We start from the raw sequence: 16,751 nt of genomic DNA on the forward strand, positions 1-16,751 counted from the left end.
ATTTGATATTGATAATCGTTCTTAATTATGCTTATATACCGTTCATTGAATATCAAACCTTAAAAGATAACCTATGGATGGTTTATAATGAACGCATATTATCAACGTTATTTAACCCTTAAATCGGAACATACGGGTAAATTTGCACGTGATTTGGCTGGGATGATTGGTATCAGCGAAGCAGAGCTGTGCCATGCTCGTATCGGAGCCGATGCAAAAGCATTTACCACGGATTTTTCAACTTTGTTAAAAGAACTTCACAAAGTTGGAGAAACCATGAATATTGTTCGCAATGAATATGCTGTTCATGAACAAGCTGGGCACTATGATAACGTGAAACTGGGCAATCATGGCGGGCTTGTATTAAACCCTCGTGCGTTGGATCAACGTCTGTTTGTGGGTAAATGGGTCAGCTCTTTTTACATCAAAGAAATGACCAGACGCGGGGAAAAAGAAAGCATTCAGATTTTTGATGCTTATGGCGATGCAATCCTAAAAATCTATATGAATGATAATACCAACCGTCAAGAATGGGATGCTTTGGTCGAAAAGTTCACAGTTGAAGCCAAAGAAGAATTTATTGTTTCTCAGCTTGAACGTGTATCGGAAAATGCATTTTTTGATGCGAAGAAGATCGAAGAAGAATGGCGTGCTATGACGGACGTACATCAATTCTTTAGCCTATTAACACGTCATAATGTGACACGCCAACAAGCATTCTCTTCTGTCAGTGATAATTTGGCATGCAAAGTCGATAATAGCGCACTTTCTCAAGTTCTAGATATGGCATTCAATGATCAAAATGAAATTATGATTTTCATTGGTAATCGTGGTTGCGTGCAAATCTTTACAGGCGTGGTTGAAAAATTGATGCCTAAAGATAATTGGTTGAATATTTTTAACTCAAAATTCACCATGCATTTGATGGAAGATCACATTGCTGAAACATGGGTTACCCGTAAACCAACCAAAGAAGGATATGTGACCAGCCTTGAACTCTTTGCCAAAGATGGCACGCAAATTGCTCAATTATATGGTCAAAGAACCGAAGGTGACTTGGAACAAGAGGTTTGGCGCAATCAAATTAATGTGATTGCTGTGAAAGAAAAAGTAGCATGAAACTAGCTCATCTTTGTTTTGCCACATTATCCCTATTGGTTACGACTGTTTCTGCACAAGCCAAAGAAAGAATTATCTCTATTGGTGGGGATGTGACTGAAATCATCTTTGCTTTGGGTGCTCAAGACGAGTTGGTGGGTCGTGATACGACCAGCAATCAACCTGCTGCGGTCAACAAAGTCAAAGATATTGGCTATATGCGTCAATTAAATACCGAGGGTATTTTATCATTAAAACCCACAATGGTCATTACCAGCGATCTTGCTCAACCTTCTGCGGTGCTAGAGCAAATTAAAAAAGTGGGTATTCCAGTTGTGTATGTTTCTGGCAAACATTCTTTACAAGTAATTCCTCAAAAAGTAGAGACGATTGCTAAGGCTTTACATCGTGAAAAAGAAGCAAAGCCTTTACAAGATAAAATGAATAAAACTATTGCTGCTTTATCTTCAAAACAACTGCCTGTTAAGGTGATCTATATTATGGCACATGGTGGCATGAGCAATCTTGTTGCTGGACGGGATACTGCTGCTGATTCTGCCATCCATGATGCGGGTTTACAAAATGGAATGGGAACTTCGATTCATTATCAGCCAATGTCTCAAGAAGGGATTATTGCTGCTGCACCAGATATTATCATGACGGACAGCGATGCCATTAAAACCATTGGCGGTGCGGATAATTTATGGAAGTTACCTGGTGTTTCAATGACTCCAGCAGGCAAAAAACACAACCTCATTGTGATCGATCAAATGGCATTATTAGGGTTCGGAATCAGAACACCTGATGCGATCAAAGATTTACGTGCAAAGGCTGAAGCATTACCTCATGGATAAACGATATCAAGTTTATCTGGCTATCCTATTATTGATTCTGATTGGTTCAATAATAGGGGCTGCTAATATTGGTCCAGTGCATTTACCATGGTCTGCCTTATTGAACGCCGATCCACAAGACATGGATTTTCAAATTTGGACTAATATTCGATTGCCGCGCATTTTGTTGGCTGTCATTATTGGGATTGCTTTGTCAGTATCTGGAACTGTGATGCAGGGGCTTTTTCGTAATCCATTGGCTGATCCTGGCTTATTGGGGATCAGCAGTGGTGCGGGATTAGCTGTGGCAATTGCATTGGTCATTCCTTTGGGGTTGCCTGCTTTTTTGTCATTATGGGTGCCTGTTATTGCTGCGTTTATAGGTAGTCTGTTGGTAACGCTTTTGATTTATCAATTAAGTGGTTTAACCAAAGGGAATCTTTCTAGTTTATTACTGATTGGGATTGCGATTAATGCGCTTGGGGGCGCTGCGGTTGGGATTTTGTCTTGGGTTAGTAACGACCAACAATTAAGACAATTATCTTTATGGGGTATGGGGAGTTTGGGTCAGACTCAATGGCCATTAATTATCATCTCTATGTGCTTAATCATCCCAACAATCGTCTTAATACAATGTTATGCAAAACAACTCAATTTGTTGCAGTTGGGTGAAGAAGATGCGCATTATCTGGGAATTAATGTTCATAAGACGCAAAAGCAACTACTCATCTTGAGTGCTTTACTTGTTGGAACAGCAGTTTCAATCAGTGGGATTATTGGTTTTTTAGGATTGGTTATTCCAAATGCGATGCGCCTAATATTTGGCAATAATCATAAGGTTTTATTGCCGGCTTCAGCACTGAGCGGAGCAATCCTACTTTTAGTCGCAGATACGATAGCAAGAACAATGGTGCAACCTGCAGAAATGCCTGTTGGATTATTAACCAGCTTGCTGGGTGGACCTTGGTTTTTCTGGTTGATTTTAAAAGAACAATGGAAGCGTAGATCATGAATAATCCATTGAATAATCGTCTTGAAGGCAAAAATATTTACTTGATTAAAAATAATCAATCCATTTTGTCAGATGTATCCATCACATTAAATCAAGGTGAGTTTATTACATTAATCGGCCCGAATGGTGCTGGAAAATCGTCTTTGTTTAAAGTGCTGACAGGGTTTTATCATCCAACAAACGGTGAGTGTTATTTAAAAGGTAAAAAATTACAAGATTGGCGAAAAAAGGAGCTTGCAAAAGAACGAGCTGTGATGAAACAGCAAAGTCAGATTACTTTTTCATTATCTGCGATTGATATCATTAAATTGGGACGTTCTCCTTGGGCGGAGCCAATTAACAAAGCGATGATTGACCAAGTCATAGGGATGACCGAGTGCCAAGAATTAGTCAATAAAGACTATGCTTTCTTATCTGGTGGTGAACAACAGCGAATACAATTGGCTCGAGTATTGGTGCAATTATGGAGAGAGCAGGGGCCGTCAGGCTGGTTATTTCTTGATGAGCCGACTTCGGCTTTGGATTTATATCATCAACAACAAATGTTACGGTTGTTAAAAAAGCTAGTCCAAAATTTTCCTTTGTCAGTCTGCATGGTTTTACATGATCTCAACCTAGCTTCTTTGTGGTCAGATCAAATTTATTTACTTAATAAAGGATCCATTGTTGCCAAAGGAAATGTTCAAGAAGTCTTAACCAAAGAGATTTTAAAGACATGGTATGGTGCTGATTTACAAATCATACAGCATCATGAATATCAAAAACCTTATGTGATGCTGTCACTATAATATAAATATAGTGATGGTGAGTATATTTTTGCCATTTATTTAAGATAAATAGGTTTTCATTCTTGTTTAATTGAAATAATATTAGCATGTTTTTGAAAAAAATATAATTTTATTATAATGAACAAAGTGATTATTTCTGATGGAAAAAGATAGTTCTGGTGTCATGCCCAAATGGGGATCTTCTGATACAGTTTGGATGTTAAGTCTATATGGAACTGCAATTGGTGCAGGTGTTTTATTTTTACCGATTAATGCAGCCTCTGGGGGATTAATCCCTCTATTAGTCATGGCTGTACTAGCTTTTCCAATGACTTTCTTTTCTCATAGAGCTTTGTGTCGTTTTGTTTTAAGTGGTAAAGGTGCCGACATTACCATCGTAGTGGAAGAGCAATTTGGTAAGCATCTGGGATATTTAATTACCTTACTTTATTGCTTTGCGCTTTATCCGATTTTGTTGATGTATAGTGTCAGCTTAACCAATACTATTGAAAGTTTCATTAAGTATCAACTCCATTTACCGCCGCCATCAAGGGCTTTGATTGCATTTATTCTAGTGGCATTTTTAATGTTAATTGTTCAATGTGGAAAAATGTTGATTGTTAATATTATGTCAACATTGGTGTATCCATTTATTGCGATTTTAATGATTATTTCTCTGTCACTGATTCCACAGTGGACAGGTGAAATCTTTAGAAATGCAAGTTTTTCAGGAGCGGTGCACCAAGGCGGAAATGGCTTGTTATTAACATTATGGTTATTAATCCCTGTAACTGTTTACGCCTTTAATCATTTTCCGATTATTTCATCCCTAGCAGTTGCTAAAACTCAAGAATATGGAGGAAATGCAGAGCAAAAATGCTCTCAAATTATTAAATATAGTAATATTTTAATGGTTGTAACGGTTCTGTTTTTTGTGTTCAGCTGTTCTTTGAGTTTGACACCAGAAAATTTACAAGAAGCAAAAATACAAAATGTCTCAATTCTTTCTTATTTAGCCAATCATTTTCAAACACCTTTTCTCAGTTGGGTCGCACCAATTGTTGCTTTTGTTGCTATGTGCAAATCATTTTTAGGACATTATCTTGGGGCAAAAGAGGGTATTCATGGTGTCGTAATTAAAACAGGTAAATTCGTTAATATCGATATTCAAGAAGGAAAAATATTACATATTTGCACGATTATTTTTATTTTTATCACTGCATGGTTGGTTTCAATCTATAACCCCAATGTTTTGACATTGATTGAATCAATCAGCGGTCCAGTATTTGCAGTTTTTTTATTTTTAATGCCTATGTATGCTATTCACACAGTGCCAGCACTGGCAAAATATAAAGGGAAACCAAGCAATATATTTGTAACGATTATGGGGCTTATTGCGGTTTCCGTTGCAGTTTATGAAATTTTTGCCTAGGCTTGAATTATACAAATATAGGATATATCTGTAATTCTATATTTGTATAAGTTTCTTTAAGCTTGTCTTTTATGATTAATTTCATTTAGTTCTTGAGTAAAGCGTTGTGCATCCCAACCTTCTGTTAATGCCGTTTTGACTAATTGATGTTGCGTCATTGGAGCCAGTCCATAAACTGGTGGATCCGTATCAAGATTAGTTGGAAAAGAATAACTATCCGCAGCAGCGGTAATAATTTCTTCTAAATGAACAAGTTGATTATTTTGATATTTTTTTAATAAAGATGGATAAATATTACTCAGGATTTTAGTGTGATTAACAGTTTCCATAGGTTTGCAAAAAACTGATGAAATTTGTAGTAGATTGGCAATACGATTAAAATTTTCTAAATGATTATTTCCAGCACCGTGGAACAGGGCAGGGCTAAAGAATAAACCATCTCCTTTTTCAAGCGGAACTTGTATGGCATGTTCATTAAAATATTCAATAAATTCCTTTTTGCGCCATGCAAGATAGCCTTCCTTATATTGTTGAGAAAAAGGTAATAACAAAGTTGGACCTGACTGAATAGGCATATCGGAATGTGCTACAGCACCTTGTAAAGTCATAAATTGTGTCATGACTTGTAAGGGTAGCGGAAATAGAGCGACATCATCTTCTTGTTGGAATCCCAGATGATAATCTCGATGAGGTTGTTGGGCTTTCCCACCTGGTCGAACAATATTAACTTGAGCCGTTACTTGATAATATGGCCCTAACCATGATTGGCAGACTAGAGATAATAAAGGATTACTATAGTAATCAATAAAAGAATCTGCGTCCTTTAATGCAACCTTTTGAAATGAATTCCAAATACGCCCATTGGCTCCAGCTTTTGCAAAATGATCTGCTGCAATGCCGCTTACCGTTTCTTCTTGAAGAATTTGATTAAATATTTCATTATGTTGGTTTAGTAATTGATGGTCAGACCACATGTTTTTAATTGCAATTATCCCAGAACCGCTTGCCAAAGCTTTATAGATTTCACTTTGTATAGCTTGTTTATGTTCTTTTGACTGCTGGTGTAAATGATCGCCATCATAAATAATTACATTATTAATGATGTCGTGAGCAAAAGGATATTCTTGTTTATTTATATGCTGTTCACATAATTTTTTAAATTGTGAAATATTCGAATTGTTTGCTGTCGAAAAAACTGAATAAGTCATATAATTGGCTCCTTATAGAATATTAAGATAGGGATAATGGATGCAAGGGTTGAGGGGCACCTTGATCTCCACAACCAATAACACCTTGTGCAAAATCAATGACAGATCCAGTCATCATCCCAGATTCTTTTGAAAGCAAAAAAGAAACTGCTCTGGCGACTTCTTGAGGTTTTAATAATCTTCCAAAAGGTTGTTTTTTTTCGATCTCTTCTAACCAATTATCAGAAACATTATGGTATTGTTTTTGGATTTCATGTTCATGTGGGGTATCCATCCAACCAATATTTAGCCCATTTACTCGAATACGATTGCGCATTGCGCTATAGGCTACGTTGTGTGTCAAAGTTGCCAACGCACCCTTGGATGCAGCGTACGGGGCTAGGAAAGATTCACCACCGTGAGAGGTAATGGTAATAATATTAACAATTGATCCTTCTACTTTTTTACGAATCATCAGTTTAATGGCATGTTGAATCAGAAAAAAAGGAGCTCTTATGTTAACCGCAAATATTTTGTCAAAAAGCTCTGGGCTTGTATCCACAATAGTACCACGATCAGACATGCCGGCACAATTAACCAAACCATTTAAGGTTCCAAAATGTTTTTCTGCATAATCAATAACGTGCTTACAACTTTCAACATCGAGAAAATTAGCTTCTACAAAATGAGCATCGCACCCTAATTTTCTTAATTGTTCTTCTTGTTTTTTACCTTTTTCAACAGAGCGCCCACAAATAACAATGCCTTTTGCGCCACGTTCTGCGATTAGGTTTGAAACGCAAGCGCCAAGTCCTTGATTCCCACCAGTCACAACGAAATATTGATTTTTGAAAGTATCTTGATAGTTAGCAGTCATTTTTCTTCTCCTTTTGAAAAAAAGTGCATATCTAACTATATTTACAAATAGAAAAATTATTCTATTCAATCTTTTGTTATAATTATTATAATTTCGTATATTATTAACTATAATTATTATAAATATTGTGATCACTGACGGATTGCTTTAATATTTTAGAATTATTTTTCTATATTTATTAAGCAATGATAATTATAATGAATTTAATGTGATAATATTTTTCTAATGCAAATTTGAAAAATATTTCTAAAATAGGTAGATCTTACTTGATCTAAATCTGAAAAAAAACTAATCTAAAATCTTTAGATTAGCTTTTTTTATTAACGTCCCATTTGACGTAAAGGTTTACCTTCCATCAAGTTTTCTTCAATTTTTTCTAAACTAACTTTAGAAGTTTCTGGAACAAACCAGAAGGTTATACCAATAAAGATAATATTCAATATTGTGTAAAGAAGAAAAGTTTTAGAAGAACCAAGGTTATTATTAAGGGTTAAGAAAGTATAACCTACTACAAAATTGGCTAGCCAATTTGTAACAGTAGAAGCAGCAACCCCAAAATCTCTGCCTTGCAAAGGTTGGATTTCTGAACATAATGTCCAAATTAATGGACCAGCAGACATTGCAAAACCAACAATAAAGAAAAGAAGCATCGCAACACAGAAAAGTTGCATTGTTGGATCAACAATATGACCATTTCTCATTAAAAAACTAATAACACCAAGACCTATCGCCATGACTGTAAAACCTACATATAATGTTGGTTTACGTCCATATTTATCCACAGTTCCAATGGCAATAAATGTTGCTGCAACATTAACTAGACCAACAAGTGCTGTAAACCACAATGTTGCGCTGCCTGTATACCCCATATCTTGGAAAATACGTGGTGCATAATACATTACGACATTCATACCTGTAAATTGTTGGACAATTTGAAGGGTAACTCCCAAAGCAACAGAACGTCTAAAATTTCGATTTGATAAGAATAAACTAAAGCCTTTTTTAGGACTTTTAATTTGTTCCTCAATTTCTTGAACTTCATTGTGAACGGCTTGCTTATCACCATCTCGTAAGCTTAATAAGATGTTATATGCTTCTTGTTTTCTGTTGCGCATGATTAGCCATCTTGGGCTATCTGGCAAAGAGAATAATCCAATTAAGAAAAGGATTGCAGGAAACGCAATGATCCCAAGCATCCACCGCCAAGCACCATAATATCCTAGTATAGTATCTGAAATAAAAGCAAGAAAGATCCCCACCGTAACCATTAATTGATATGTTGAAATCATTGACCCTCTTTTTTCTTCGGGTGCAATTTCAGCAATATAAAGAGGAGCCGTAGTACTAGCAATACCAATCGCAATCCCCAAGATAAAACGCCAAGCAACTAAGTCAATAATACCTCTTGCTAGGGAACAACCAATAGCAGAAATAATAAAGATTAAAGCACTGAGAATTAAACAACGGTTTCTTCCGAATTTTGCTGATGCCCAACCACATCCTATTGCACCCAAAGCAGCACCAAACATCATGCTGCTGACTATGGTTTCAATATTACGATCTGTTGCTGAAAATTCTTTCTTAATAAATTCATTGGCTCCCGACATAACACCAATATCAAGACCAAACATTAACCCAGCTAAAGATGCTAGGAAGCCAACCATGATGATGTTATAAGAAGACGATAAATTATTTTGTATATTGTTGGTGGTATTATTTTGCATAATATATTTACCTAAATTGTTACGTAGATAAGTATATTGAAAAAAAATAATTGAAGGGTAAAAAAAAAGTGTTTTTTTTATTTAGATTCATAGCGTTGCTTAAGAGCTTCTTTTTGTTTCAAAGAAGCTCTTAATTTAATTAAAAGATTGAAACTATAAGGCTGATACAACCCAGAGCAATACAATAAAAGCTAAAAGGTGTCAGAGCCATCGTTTCATGATTTCGAAAATACTTCATTAAGATCCCAGTGCTGATTAAAGCAGTCAGTCCACCAACAATTGTTGCAATAAATATCGTGCCCATATTTTCAATAGCGATATTATGGTGGTATATTTTCCAAGTTTGATGAATAGTTGCTGCAAAAATAACAGGCAATGCAAGTAAGAAAGAGAAACGAGCTGAATTTTCATAAGACAATCTGCGCATTACTCCGCCAACCATTGTGGCACCAGAACGAGATAAACCAGGGAAAAACGCTAAACATTGAAAGCAACCAATAATCAAAGCATCTTTTGGGGTTAGATCTGCGATTGAATTACTTGATTCTGGTGTTGATCTATTTCTTAGTTTCTCAGTTGAAAAGAGCATAACGCCATTTAAAATCAGAAAAATTGAGACCATTCCTGGGGTGGAAAAAAGCTGACGAATAAAGCTTTCTAATAATGCACCAATAAGAATAGCAGGCAACGTCGCAATAACAAGTAACATTACTATATAAACGCTCTGTTCACGAATAGCTTGTCCGTCTTTTCCTAGGACTCCACGCCCCAAAGCATACCAATCTTTCCAAAAGAATATTAATAATGCGAACATTGTACCAAAATGTAACATGACAATAAAAGGTAAAAATGTAGGATCTTGTGGACTGATAACCCATCCCAAAAGGGCAGGGACAATAACGGCATGACCAAGGCTGCTGACAGGAAATAGCTCTGTAGCACCTTGTAAAATTGCAATAAAAATAGCCTGAAGGAATGACATGGATACCTATTGTTGCTGTATAATTTTTATTTTTGTAATTTAGATATAAATATTCTAAAAGATAAACTAAGGGAACAAATAATTAATCGACTATATCTTATTTGATGAAATATGAATATAATATTAACTATAAAATTGATAGCAAGATAGGAATAATCGAGTGAAAAACAAGGCAATAAGCGCATATATAGCAAGTGGTTTTGTGTTGGTCGTTGCGATTGGGTTTTACTCTTATTCAAGAATGACGATGTTCGGCGTCAAAGGAGACAAATATCCTGTGACGGCACAATTTTATTCTGCAAATACTCTTGAGCCTGGCAGCACTGTTATTCTTTCAGGGGTTCCAGTTGGCGTTGTGCGTTCTATCTCCTTGAATAATAAAACTTTTATGGCTGATGTTAGGCTTGAAATCAACAAAGCTATTCATTTGCCAGAAGATAGTATTTTCAGCGTTGGATCAGTAGGGATGACCGATAGCGGCTCTATTATGGTTCGTCCTGGTAAGTCAAAGGAATATTTAAAACCTAATGCTTTTGTCAGTAATACTCGACCTTATACTAGTATTGAACAACAAATTAGTAATTATATTTTTGGTAGTGGCAATTTATCAACGAAATAATGACCAATCCAATCAGAAGATTATGTAAAGATTTAAATTTACCTTCAGGAGATGCTCATACTCAAGATTGGGCTTATGAGTTACCCAACGAATATCGCACGCAAGAATGGTTAGATCAGTATATAAGCGCTTACTCAGCTATTAAATGTTTTGATATGCGCAGAGATATATTAATGGATCTGATGTTGGATATTGTTAATGACTATTTATTAGAAGGTTTAGATTCAGATATATATATTATTCAACAAGTTTTAGAGTTATTACGTGCCAATAAAATAGAGCATCAAGATACGATTGCATATTGGTCAGTTGTAGGTGAAGATGATCCTGAGGCTTATTTTGAAGTAACCCCATTTGTTCGTGAAATTGCAAAATAAAACCATAAAGTTAAAGGGAATATTCTATTCCCTTTAATAACGTACTATAATTTTAATTTTTGTAAAAGATCTGTATGGGTGCGATCAAAGGAAAGGGGCGTGATAGAAATGGATTTATTATTAATCGCTTGAGTTTCAGTATGTTCTGTATCTTCTTTAATGGGACGATCGAAGTTTAGCCAATAATAAGGTGCTTGACGCATATCTTTTTTAGCAACAATATTGATATCTTCAATGTATCCAATGCCTTGTGTTGTAAACTCGATTGATTTTACCTCGTCATAAGGGCAGTCTGGAAAGTTAATATTTAAACAAGTTCTTGGATGTTGCCAAGATGATTGAGATAATTTTTGAAAAATTTCTGGCCCGTGATGATAAGCTGTTTCCCAATAGATTTCATGACCATCTCTGAAATTTTGACTAAATGCAATGGATGGAATGTTCAATAAACATCCCGTCATTGCAGCACCAACGGTACCAGAAAAAATAGTTTCTAAACCAAGATTGCTACCACGATTTACACCAGACAAGACAAGGTCAGGTTTTTGTGGCATAAGCTGCCGTAATCCCATCACTACACAATCTCCTGGTGTACCAGTAACAGCAAAATGACGTTCACTTTTTTCAATTGCTCGAAGAGGGTGGTGGATCGATATAGATTGAGAGGTTCCACTTTGATCTCTTTCTGGTGCAACAATCCAGACTTCTTTGGCAATTTTTGATGCTATATTTTCAAGGATTTTTAATCCTGGAGCTTCGAAGCCATCGTCGTTGGTTAAAAGTACACGATCATATAGATAAGTCATAAATTATCCTTTAGAAATAAAATAGTATCAACGTTAAAATAATAACATAGATTTATAGAAAATGTTATCGAACAAGGCTCATAATTTAACGGCTATAAAAAACGTATAATATATATTATGCCAACTGAACTTAATTATTTAATTTTATAAATTTCTATCTATCAAATATGGCTCCATCCAGTTTGTTTGAAATTCATAATATTTTTATCCTTGTCATAACAAATCAAAGAATTGCGTTTGCCAATACAATATCCAATTTTCGTCAAAGGAATATTTGCTCTTTTGCTTTCAATTAATGCTTGATCTTCTTTTTCTTTTGGGATCGTCAGCAATAATTCATAATCGTCGCCACCAGTTAAACAAGTTTCTAAATATGCAGATCCAAGTTGTTTAGCTTGATTGGATAATGGAACTTGGTTTGCAAATATAATTGCACCCAGTTGACTCTCTCTTGTAAGATGACCCAGATCTTGAATTAATCCATCAGAAATATCCATTCCAGCGTTGGCAATATCAATTAACTGTAATCCCAATCTTGGCTGAGGCAAATGATATCTTTGTGTCAGAAAACCATCAACATCATTGATTTCATTTTGTAAAGATAACAAACCTAAAGCCGCATCGCCAATCGTTCCGGTGACCCAAATGCCATCACCAACTTTGGCATTATTCCGTCTTAATGCTTTGTTTTTCTTTACTTTTCCAAGTGCTGTGAGTGAAAATACCATATTATGAGGATTATAAGTGGTATCCCCTCCCAATAATGAAATATTAAACATTTTTTGATCTTTTGCCAAACCGTTAGTAAATTGTTCGAACCACTTTGGGTTAAAGCAATGTTTTGGTAAAGATACGGTTAATAGATAACCAACTGGTTCTGCCCCCATTCCTGCAAGATCAGATAAGTTGCAACGAAGTAATTTTTGAGCAATAAGATCAACAGGATCATTGGTGAAGAAATGAACATTCTCTACCATTGCATCAGCCGTTAATACCAATTCATATGCTGGGTCGACGGACAATAATGCAGCATCATCCGTTAAGTCTAATGCCCCCTTTCCTGCTAATCTTTTTATATAGTTACGAATAAATTGGAATTCAGGAGCAAGAGAATTTTCCATATGATTTATATAAGACTATAATGATGGTGTCGCGGTTAAAGGACGGACTTGGCGGCTAATATTATCCAAGATACCATTGATTAATGAGGCTTCTTCACCGTCACAAAAAGCACGGGTAACGTCAATATATTCGTTGATAATAACCTTAGTTGGCGGATCATTAACATCATTTAATAATTCTGCAATTGCAGCTCTTGATATCGCTCTGATAATTGGGTCTAGACGATGTAATGGCCAATCTTTCGGAAGCGATTTTGTTAAGATAATATCAATTTCAGAGGATTGATGAATAAATTGTTCAATGATATTTTTAAATAAATTAATATTAGGGATATAAGCTTTGCCGTCATTGTAAATTTCTTCGTTACATTGTGGATCAATGCGATAAAGTAAAAATTGTTCAATAATTAAATTAGCAGCCTTGACTGTACCTTGTTCCCACTGAAATAGTGCTTGTACTGCAGCAATTCGGGTTAAAGTTCTAGGGCGTTTTACAGTTTGAGTATTCATTATTAACCTAGTATATAATTTGTTTTATTTCTATATGTAGCATATTATTTGTCGTGATGTTCCATTGTTTGCAAAATTTCAGCAAAATCTTTCACATTTTTAAAGTCCGAATAGACGCTAGCAAACCTTACATACGCCACTTTATCGATATCCTTAAGAAGTTCCATCGTTGTTTTACCAATGCTTTCTGATGTAATCACATTTTCACCGGAATCAACAAATTGCTTTTCTAATTTATTTGCGATTTGATCAATTTGTTCAGCAGATATGGGACGTTTACGTGTGGCAAGATCAATTGATCTAATTAATTTTTCTTTTTCAAAGGGTACTCTCTGCCCACTGCGTTTTAATACCAATAACTCGCGTGTTTGTACGCGTTCAAGGGTCGTAAATCTTTCATTACATTTTGTACAAACACGTCTTCTGCGGATAGCGGTTCCATCTTCTGTAGAACGGCTATCTTTAACCATGGTATCTTCATTTCCACAAAAGGGACAAAACATTAACAAACCTTTTTTTATTTTGTATGAAATTAAATAATTAATGAATTAAGAAATGAATAATTACAAGCCCTATAACATTTTTTTGTATAATTAAGTTAAAAATAAATAGGATTATATCAGTTTATAAATATGTTTGATTAATGCGCTTCGTAATAACGAATATCTAATACTAGATTGAAATTTACACAAACAGCTCATTTTTTTAAGCAGATTTGAATCTATCTAGGAAAATATTTAATCACTATTTTCCAAAAAAATTAATTTTAAGTAAATTTTACATATTTATCGGTAACATAACTTTATTTTATTATTTGAGGTTGTGTTATAAGGATCAAGCTCTTCGTATATAATTGAGTTTGATCCTTTCTGATTAATACATAAATCGCAGACTGAATTTTATATAGTGATACACAAGTTTATATATCCAAATTAGCAACTTTTAAGGCATTATTGACAATAAACTCTTTCCTAGGTTCAACAACATCACCCATTAAAGTAGTAAAGACTTGATCGGCTTCTTCGCTTTCTCCAACTTTAACTTGTAATAACGTTCTTGTTGCTGGGTCTAGTGTAGTGCTCCATAACTGGTCATCATTCATCTCACCAAGACCTTTAAAGCGATTGATCGCTAAGCCTTTTTTACCGTAATTGAATAATTTTTCGTAAACACCACTTGGTCCACTAATTTTTTCTTCTTTATTGTCAATGGTCAGAATGGCACTATCATGGAAGTCTCTTGACATTGCATCTTGATGCATATTAATCCATTGAATATTTCTACCTTTTAAGACAGAGGCTGGAATAAAGTAATTTTCACCCACTCCTCTGACTGAACGACTAATTCCAATCCCTGTTTCGTCGTTGGTAATTTTCCAGCCTTGTTCGTTAGGTAATGAAAGAGCATTTAATCTATTTTGGAAATCTTCTAAATGAGGTTGAGCCTCAGCAGGATCAGCATGTAAAAATTTGCTGATAACCGCTTGTTCTAAAATCCATAGAGGTGCATGTTTTTCCAAGGATTGTAATTTTTGAGTGATCTTTGCATATTCTAAAACTTCAGCCGTTAAAGTTTCGCCAGAAACACTATTGCCATTCGAAAATGTCAAAGACGCATTTTGAATAGCTTTACTTAATAAATATTCTTCTAACGCAGCATCATTTTTAAGGTAACGTTCATCATTGCCTCTTTTTGCACGATACAAAGGAGGTTGAGCAATATAAACATACCCTTTTTCAATTAATTCGGGCATTTGGCGAAAGAAGAATGTCAAAAGCAATGTTCGAATATGGGATCCATCAACATCAGCATCAGTCATGATAACAATTTTATGATATCGTAATTTATCAATTGAAAATCCACCTTGATCGATTTCCCCGCGACCAATTCCTGTGCCAAGAGCTGTAATTAATGTACCAATTTCAGCAGAGTTAAGCATACGATCAAAGCGTGCACGTTCTACGTTGAGGATTTTACCTTTCAAAGGTAAAATAGCTTGGAAACGACGATCCCTACCCTGTTTGGCAGTTCCACCAGCAGAATCTCCCTCAACAATAAAGATTTCTGATCTTGATGGATCTCTTTCTTGGCAATCTGCAAGTTTGCCAGGTAAAGAGGATATATCCAATACTCCCTTACGGCGTGTCAGTTCCCTTGCTTTACGTGCTGCTTCACGTGCAGAAGCTGCGTCCATTGCTTTTGAAACAATGATTTTCGCTTCTTTGGGATGTGTTTCAAACCAATGACCTAATGAATCGGCAATACATCCTTGTACTACAGGCTGAACTTCAGAAGATACCAACTTATCTTTAGTTTGAGAGGAGAATTTCGGATCAGGAACTTTCACGGAGAGAATAGCTGTTAACCCTTCTCTCATATCATCGCCCATTAATGCCAGAGTCTCTTTTTTGCTAATTATTCCCTCGGCGTATTTGGTGATGACACGTGTTAATGCTTGTCTAAATCCTGCGAGATGTGTGCCGCCATCTTTTTGAGGAATATTATTGGTAAAACAAACCACATGTTCATTATAGCTGTCATTCCAAACCAAAGAACATTCTACTTTGATATTACTTTTTTCATGGTAAACGTCGCCATTGATTGGTTCAATTAAATTATTTTTTGAACGTGTAAGCCATTTAACAAATTCTTCAAGACCACCATCATAGTGAAAATGTTCAGTTGAAGTTTCGTCTTCTCGTGCATCAGTGACTGTAATTTTCAAACCAGAATTTAGAAACGCAAGCTCACGAAGACGGCGCGTTAATATTCCTAGTTCAAAAGTAACGTGGGTAAAAATCTCTTGGCTTGCTTTAAAAGTGACCTCTGTGCCTGTAGCTTCATCGCTTGGCCCTATTTCTTTTAAAGGACAAACGGTATCTCCATTTTCAAAGCGGATAAAATGCTCTTTGCCATTCCGCCAGATGCGGACTTCCATCCACTCGGATAGTGCATTTACAACAGCAGCACCAACCCCGTGTAACCCACCAGAAACTTTGTATGAATTCTGGTTAAATTTACCTCCTGCATGAAGCTTAGTTAAAACAACTTCAGCAGCACTGATACCTTCTTCTTGGTGAATATCGGTTGGGATACCACGGCCATTATCTCTGACCGTAATACTGCCATCAGCATTCAATGTTAATGCACATGTATCTGCAAATCCAGCTTGAGCCTCGTCAACCGCATTGTCAACAATTTCGAAAACCATGTGATGTAAGCCAGACCCATCATCTGTATCCCCAATATACATACCAGGTCTTTTTCTAACAGCTTCTAAGCCCTTTAAAACAGAAATAGAAGATGCACCATAGTCATCATTATTGATTGTATTGTTGGGTAAATCTTGTGAAAAATTTTGAGGGGTGACCATAATCGATAAGGCTCCGATGATAACGCTATAGCT

16 protein-coding genes are annotated in these 16,751 nt (G+C 35.7%); 7 read left to right on the plus strand and 9 right to left on the minus strand.

The genetic code is table 11. The annotated features are described in order from the left end of the window. Positions 1-87 precede the first annotated feature (87 nt). The 5 genes from PQG52_RS03630 to PQG52_RS03650 all read left to right on the plus strand — a co-directional run bounded on the left by PQG52_RS03630 (position 88) and on the right by PQG52_RS03650 (position 5,142). Positions 88-1,119 carry a hemin-degrading factor gene (locus tag PQG52_RS03630; protein ID WP_271827962.1) on the plus strand — a complete coding sequence of 344 codons (1,032 nt, stop codon included), beginning with the start codon at positions 88-90 and terminating at the stop codon, positions 1,117-1,119. Beyond that, entirely contained in the window at positions 1,116-1,952 is an 837-nt protein-coding gene (locus tag PQG52_RS03635; protein ID WP_271827964.1) for a heme/hemin ABC transporter substrate-binding protein, read from the plus strand. Before PQG52_RS03630 ends, PQG52_RS03635 begins: the two co-directional genes overlap by 4 nt. Next, a complete protein-coding gene (locus PQG52_RS03640; protein ID WP_271827965.1) occupies positions 1,945-2,943 on the plus strand; it encodes a FecCD family ABC transporter permease in 999 nt (332 codons plus the stop codon). The genes PQG52_RS03635 and PQG52_RS03640 overlap by 8 nt, the downstream gene beginning before the upstream one ends. Further along, entirely contained in the window at positions 2,940-3,731 is a 792-nt protein-coding gene (locus tag PQG52_RS03645; protein ID WP_271827966.1) for a heme ABC transporter ATP-binding protein, read from the plus strand. The genes PQG52_RS03640 and PQG52_RS03645 overlap by 4 nt, the downstream gene beginning before the upstream one ends. Before the next feature lie 139 nt (positions 3,732-3,870). Beyond that, positions 3,871-5,142, plus strand: a complete 1,272-nt coding sequence (locus tag PQG52_RS03650; RefSeq protein ID WP_271827967.1) for an aromatic amino acid transport family protein — start codon at positions 3,871-3,873, stop codon at positions 5,140-5,142. A 56-nt stretch (positions 5,143-5,198) separates the two neighbouring features. Here the strand turns inward: PQG52_RS03650 and PQG52_RS03655 are convergent, their stop codons facing one another. The 4 genes from PQG52_RS03655 to PQG52_RS03670 form a co-directional block, all read right to left on the minus strand. Further along, positions 5,199-6,350, minus strand: a complete 1,152-nt coding sequence (locus PQG52_RS03655; protein WP_271827968.1) for a phytanoyl-CoA dioxygenase family protein — start codon at positions 6,348-6,350, stop codon at positions 5,199-5,201. A gap of 22 nt (positions 6,351-6,372) precedes the next feature. Continuing rightward, positions 6,373-7,206: an SDR family oxidoreductase gene (locus tag PQG52_RS03660; RefSeq protein WP_271788809.1), complete on the minus strand. Its 834-nt coding sequence runs from the start codon at positions 7,204-7,206 to the stop codon at positions 6,373-6,375. Between the two features lie 320 nt (positions 7,207-7,526). Then, the gene (locus tag PQG52_RS03665) at positions 7,527-8,930 is read right to left on the minus strand and encodes a sugar porter family MFS transporter (protein WP_271827969.1); all 1,404 of its coding nucleotides are present in this window, start codon (positions 8,928-8,930) and stop codon (positions 7,527-7,529) included. Between the two features lie 139 nt (positions 8,931-9,069). Next, positions 9,070-9,912 (minus strand): undecaprenyl-diphosphate phosphatase, encoded by an 843-nt coding sequence (locus PQG52_RS03670; protein WP_271788807.1) that lies wholly within the window; start codon positions 9,910-9,912, stop codon positions 9,070-9,072. A 160-nt stretch (positions 9,913-10,072) separates the two neighbouring features. Here PQG52_RS03670 and PQG52_RS03675 point away from each other — a divergent pair, with 160 nt between their 5' ends. Together PQG52_RS03675 and PQG52_RS03680 are read left to right on the plus strand one after the other, a co-directional pair. Continuing rightward, positions 10,073-10,531 carry an MlaD family protein gene (locus PQG52_RS03675; protein WP_271788806.1) on the plus strand — a complete coding sequence of 153 codons (459 nt, stop codon included), beginning with the start codon at positions 10,073-10,075 and terminating at the stop codon, positions 10,529-10,531. Beyond that, the gene (locus tag PQG52_RS03680; protein WP_271827970.1) at positions 10,531-10,908 is read left to right on the plus strand and encodes a hypothetical protein; all 378 of its coding nucleotides are present in this window, start codon (positions 10,531-10,533) and stop codon (positions 10,906-10,908) included. Before PQG52_RS03675 ends, PQG52_RS03680 begins: the two co-directional genes overlap by 1 nt. A 44-nt stretch (positions 10,909-10,952) precedes the next feature. On the opposite strand, the gene surE is transcribed toward PQG52_RS03680, so the two are convergent. The 5 genes from surE to gyrB form a co-directional block, all read right to left on the minus strand. After that, entirely contained in the window at positions 10,953-11,714 is a 762-nt protein-coding gene (surE, locus tag PQG52_RS03685) for a 5'/3'-nucleotidase SurE (protein ID WP_271827971.1), read from the minus strand. A 161-nt stretch (positions 11,715-11,875) separates the two neighbouring features. Continuing rightward, positions 11,876-12,835, minus strand: a complete 960-nt coding sequence (thiL, locus tag PQG52_RS03690; protein ID WP_271827972.1) for a thiamine-phosphate kinase — start codon at positions 12,833-12,835, stop codon at positions 11,876-11,878. A gap of 15 nt (positions 12,836-12,850) precedes the next feature. After that, positions 12,851-13,345, minus strand: coding sequence for a transcription antitermination factor NusB (gene nusB, locus PQG52_RS03695; RefSeq protein ID WP_271827973.1), 495 nt, complete (start codon positions 13,343-13,345; stop codon positions 12,851-12,853). A gap of 44 nt (positions 13,346-13,389) precedes the next feature. Next, entirely contained in the window at positions 13,390-13,848 is a 459-nt protein-coding gene (nrdR, locus tag PQG52_RS03700; protein WP_271788801.1) for a transcriptional regulator NrdR, read from the minus strand. A 416-nt stretch (positions 13,849-14,264) separates the two neighbouring features. After that, positions 14,265-16,718, minus strand: a complete 2,454-nt coding sequence (gene gyrB, locus PQG52_RS03705) for a DNA topoisomerase (ATP-hydrolyzing) subunit B (RefSeq protein ID WP_271827974.1) — start codon at positions 16,716-16,718, stop codon at positions 14,265-14,267. Positions 16,719-16,751 lie beyond the last annotated feature (33 nt).

Origin of the sequence: Commensalibacter communis (genome assembly GCF_947179105.1) — a bacterium.
GTDB classification, from domain to species: Bacteria; Pseudomonadota; Alphaproteobacteria; order Acetobacterales; family Acetobacteraceae; genus Commensalibacter; species Commensalibacter communis.

Excerpts from the sequence above, each read along its gene's own strand:
- PQG52_RS03665 (WP_271827969.1), bottom strand. The coding sequence starts at position 8,930 with ATGCAAAATAATACCACCAACAATATACAAAATAATTTATCGTCTTCT.
- nrdR (WP_271788801.1), bottom strand. The coding sequence starts at position 13,848 with ATGTTTTGTCCCTTTTGTGGAAATGAAGATACCATGGTTAAAGATAGC.
- gyrB (WP_271827974.1), bottom strand. The coding sequence starts at position 16,718 with ATGGTCACCCCTCAAAATTTTTCACAAGATTTACCCAACAATACAATC.
- PQG52_RS03655 (WP_271827968.1), bottom strand. The coding sequence starts at position 6,350 with ATGACTTATTCAGTTTTTTCGACAGCAAACAATTCGAATATTTCACAA.
- surE (WP_271827971.1), bottom strand. The coding sequence starts at position 11,714 with ATGACTTATCTATATGATCGTGTACTTTTAACCAACGACGATGGCTTC.
- PQG52_RS03640 (WP_271827965.1), top strand. The coding sequence starts at position 1,945 with ATGGATAAACGATATCAAGTTTATCTGGCTATCCTATTATTGATTCTG.
- PQG52_RS03680 (WP_271827970.1), top strand. The coding sequence starts at position 10,531 with ATGACCAATCCAATCAGAAGATTATGTAAAGATTTAAATTTACCTTCA.
- PQG52_RS03635 (WP_271827964.1), top strand. The coding sequence starts at position 1,116 with ATGAAACTAGCTCATCTTTGTTTTGCCACATTATCCCTATTGGTTACG.
- PQG52_RS03630 (WP_271827962.1), top strand. The coding sequence starts at position 88 with ATGAACGCATATTATCAACGTTATTTAACCCTTAAATCGGAACATACG.
- PQG52_RS03650 (WP_271827967.1), top strand. The coding sequence starts at position 3,871 with ATGGAAAAAGATAGTTCTGGTGTCATGCCCAAATGGGGATCTTCTGAT.
- thiL (WP_271827972.1), bottom strand. The coding sequence starts at position 12,835 with ATGGAAAATTCTCTTGCTCCTGAATTCCAATTTATTCGTAACTATATA.
- nusB (WP_271827973.1), bottom strand. The coding sequence starts at position 13,345 with ATGAATACTCAAACTGTAAAACGCCCTAGAACTTTAACCCGAATTGCT.
- PQG52_RS03660 (WP_271788809.1), bottom strand. The coding sequence starts at position 7,206 with ATGACTGCTAACTATCAAGATACTTTCAAAAATCAATATTTCGTTGTG.
- PQG52_RS03670 (WP_271788807.1), bottom strand. The coding sequence starts at position 9,912 with ATGTCATTCCTTCAGGCTATTTTTATTGCAATTTTACAAGGTGCTACA.
- PQG52_RS03645 (WP_271827966.1), top strand. The coding sequence starts at position 2,940 with ATGAATAATCCATTGAATAATCGTCTTGAAGGCAAAAATATTTACTTG.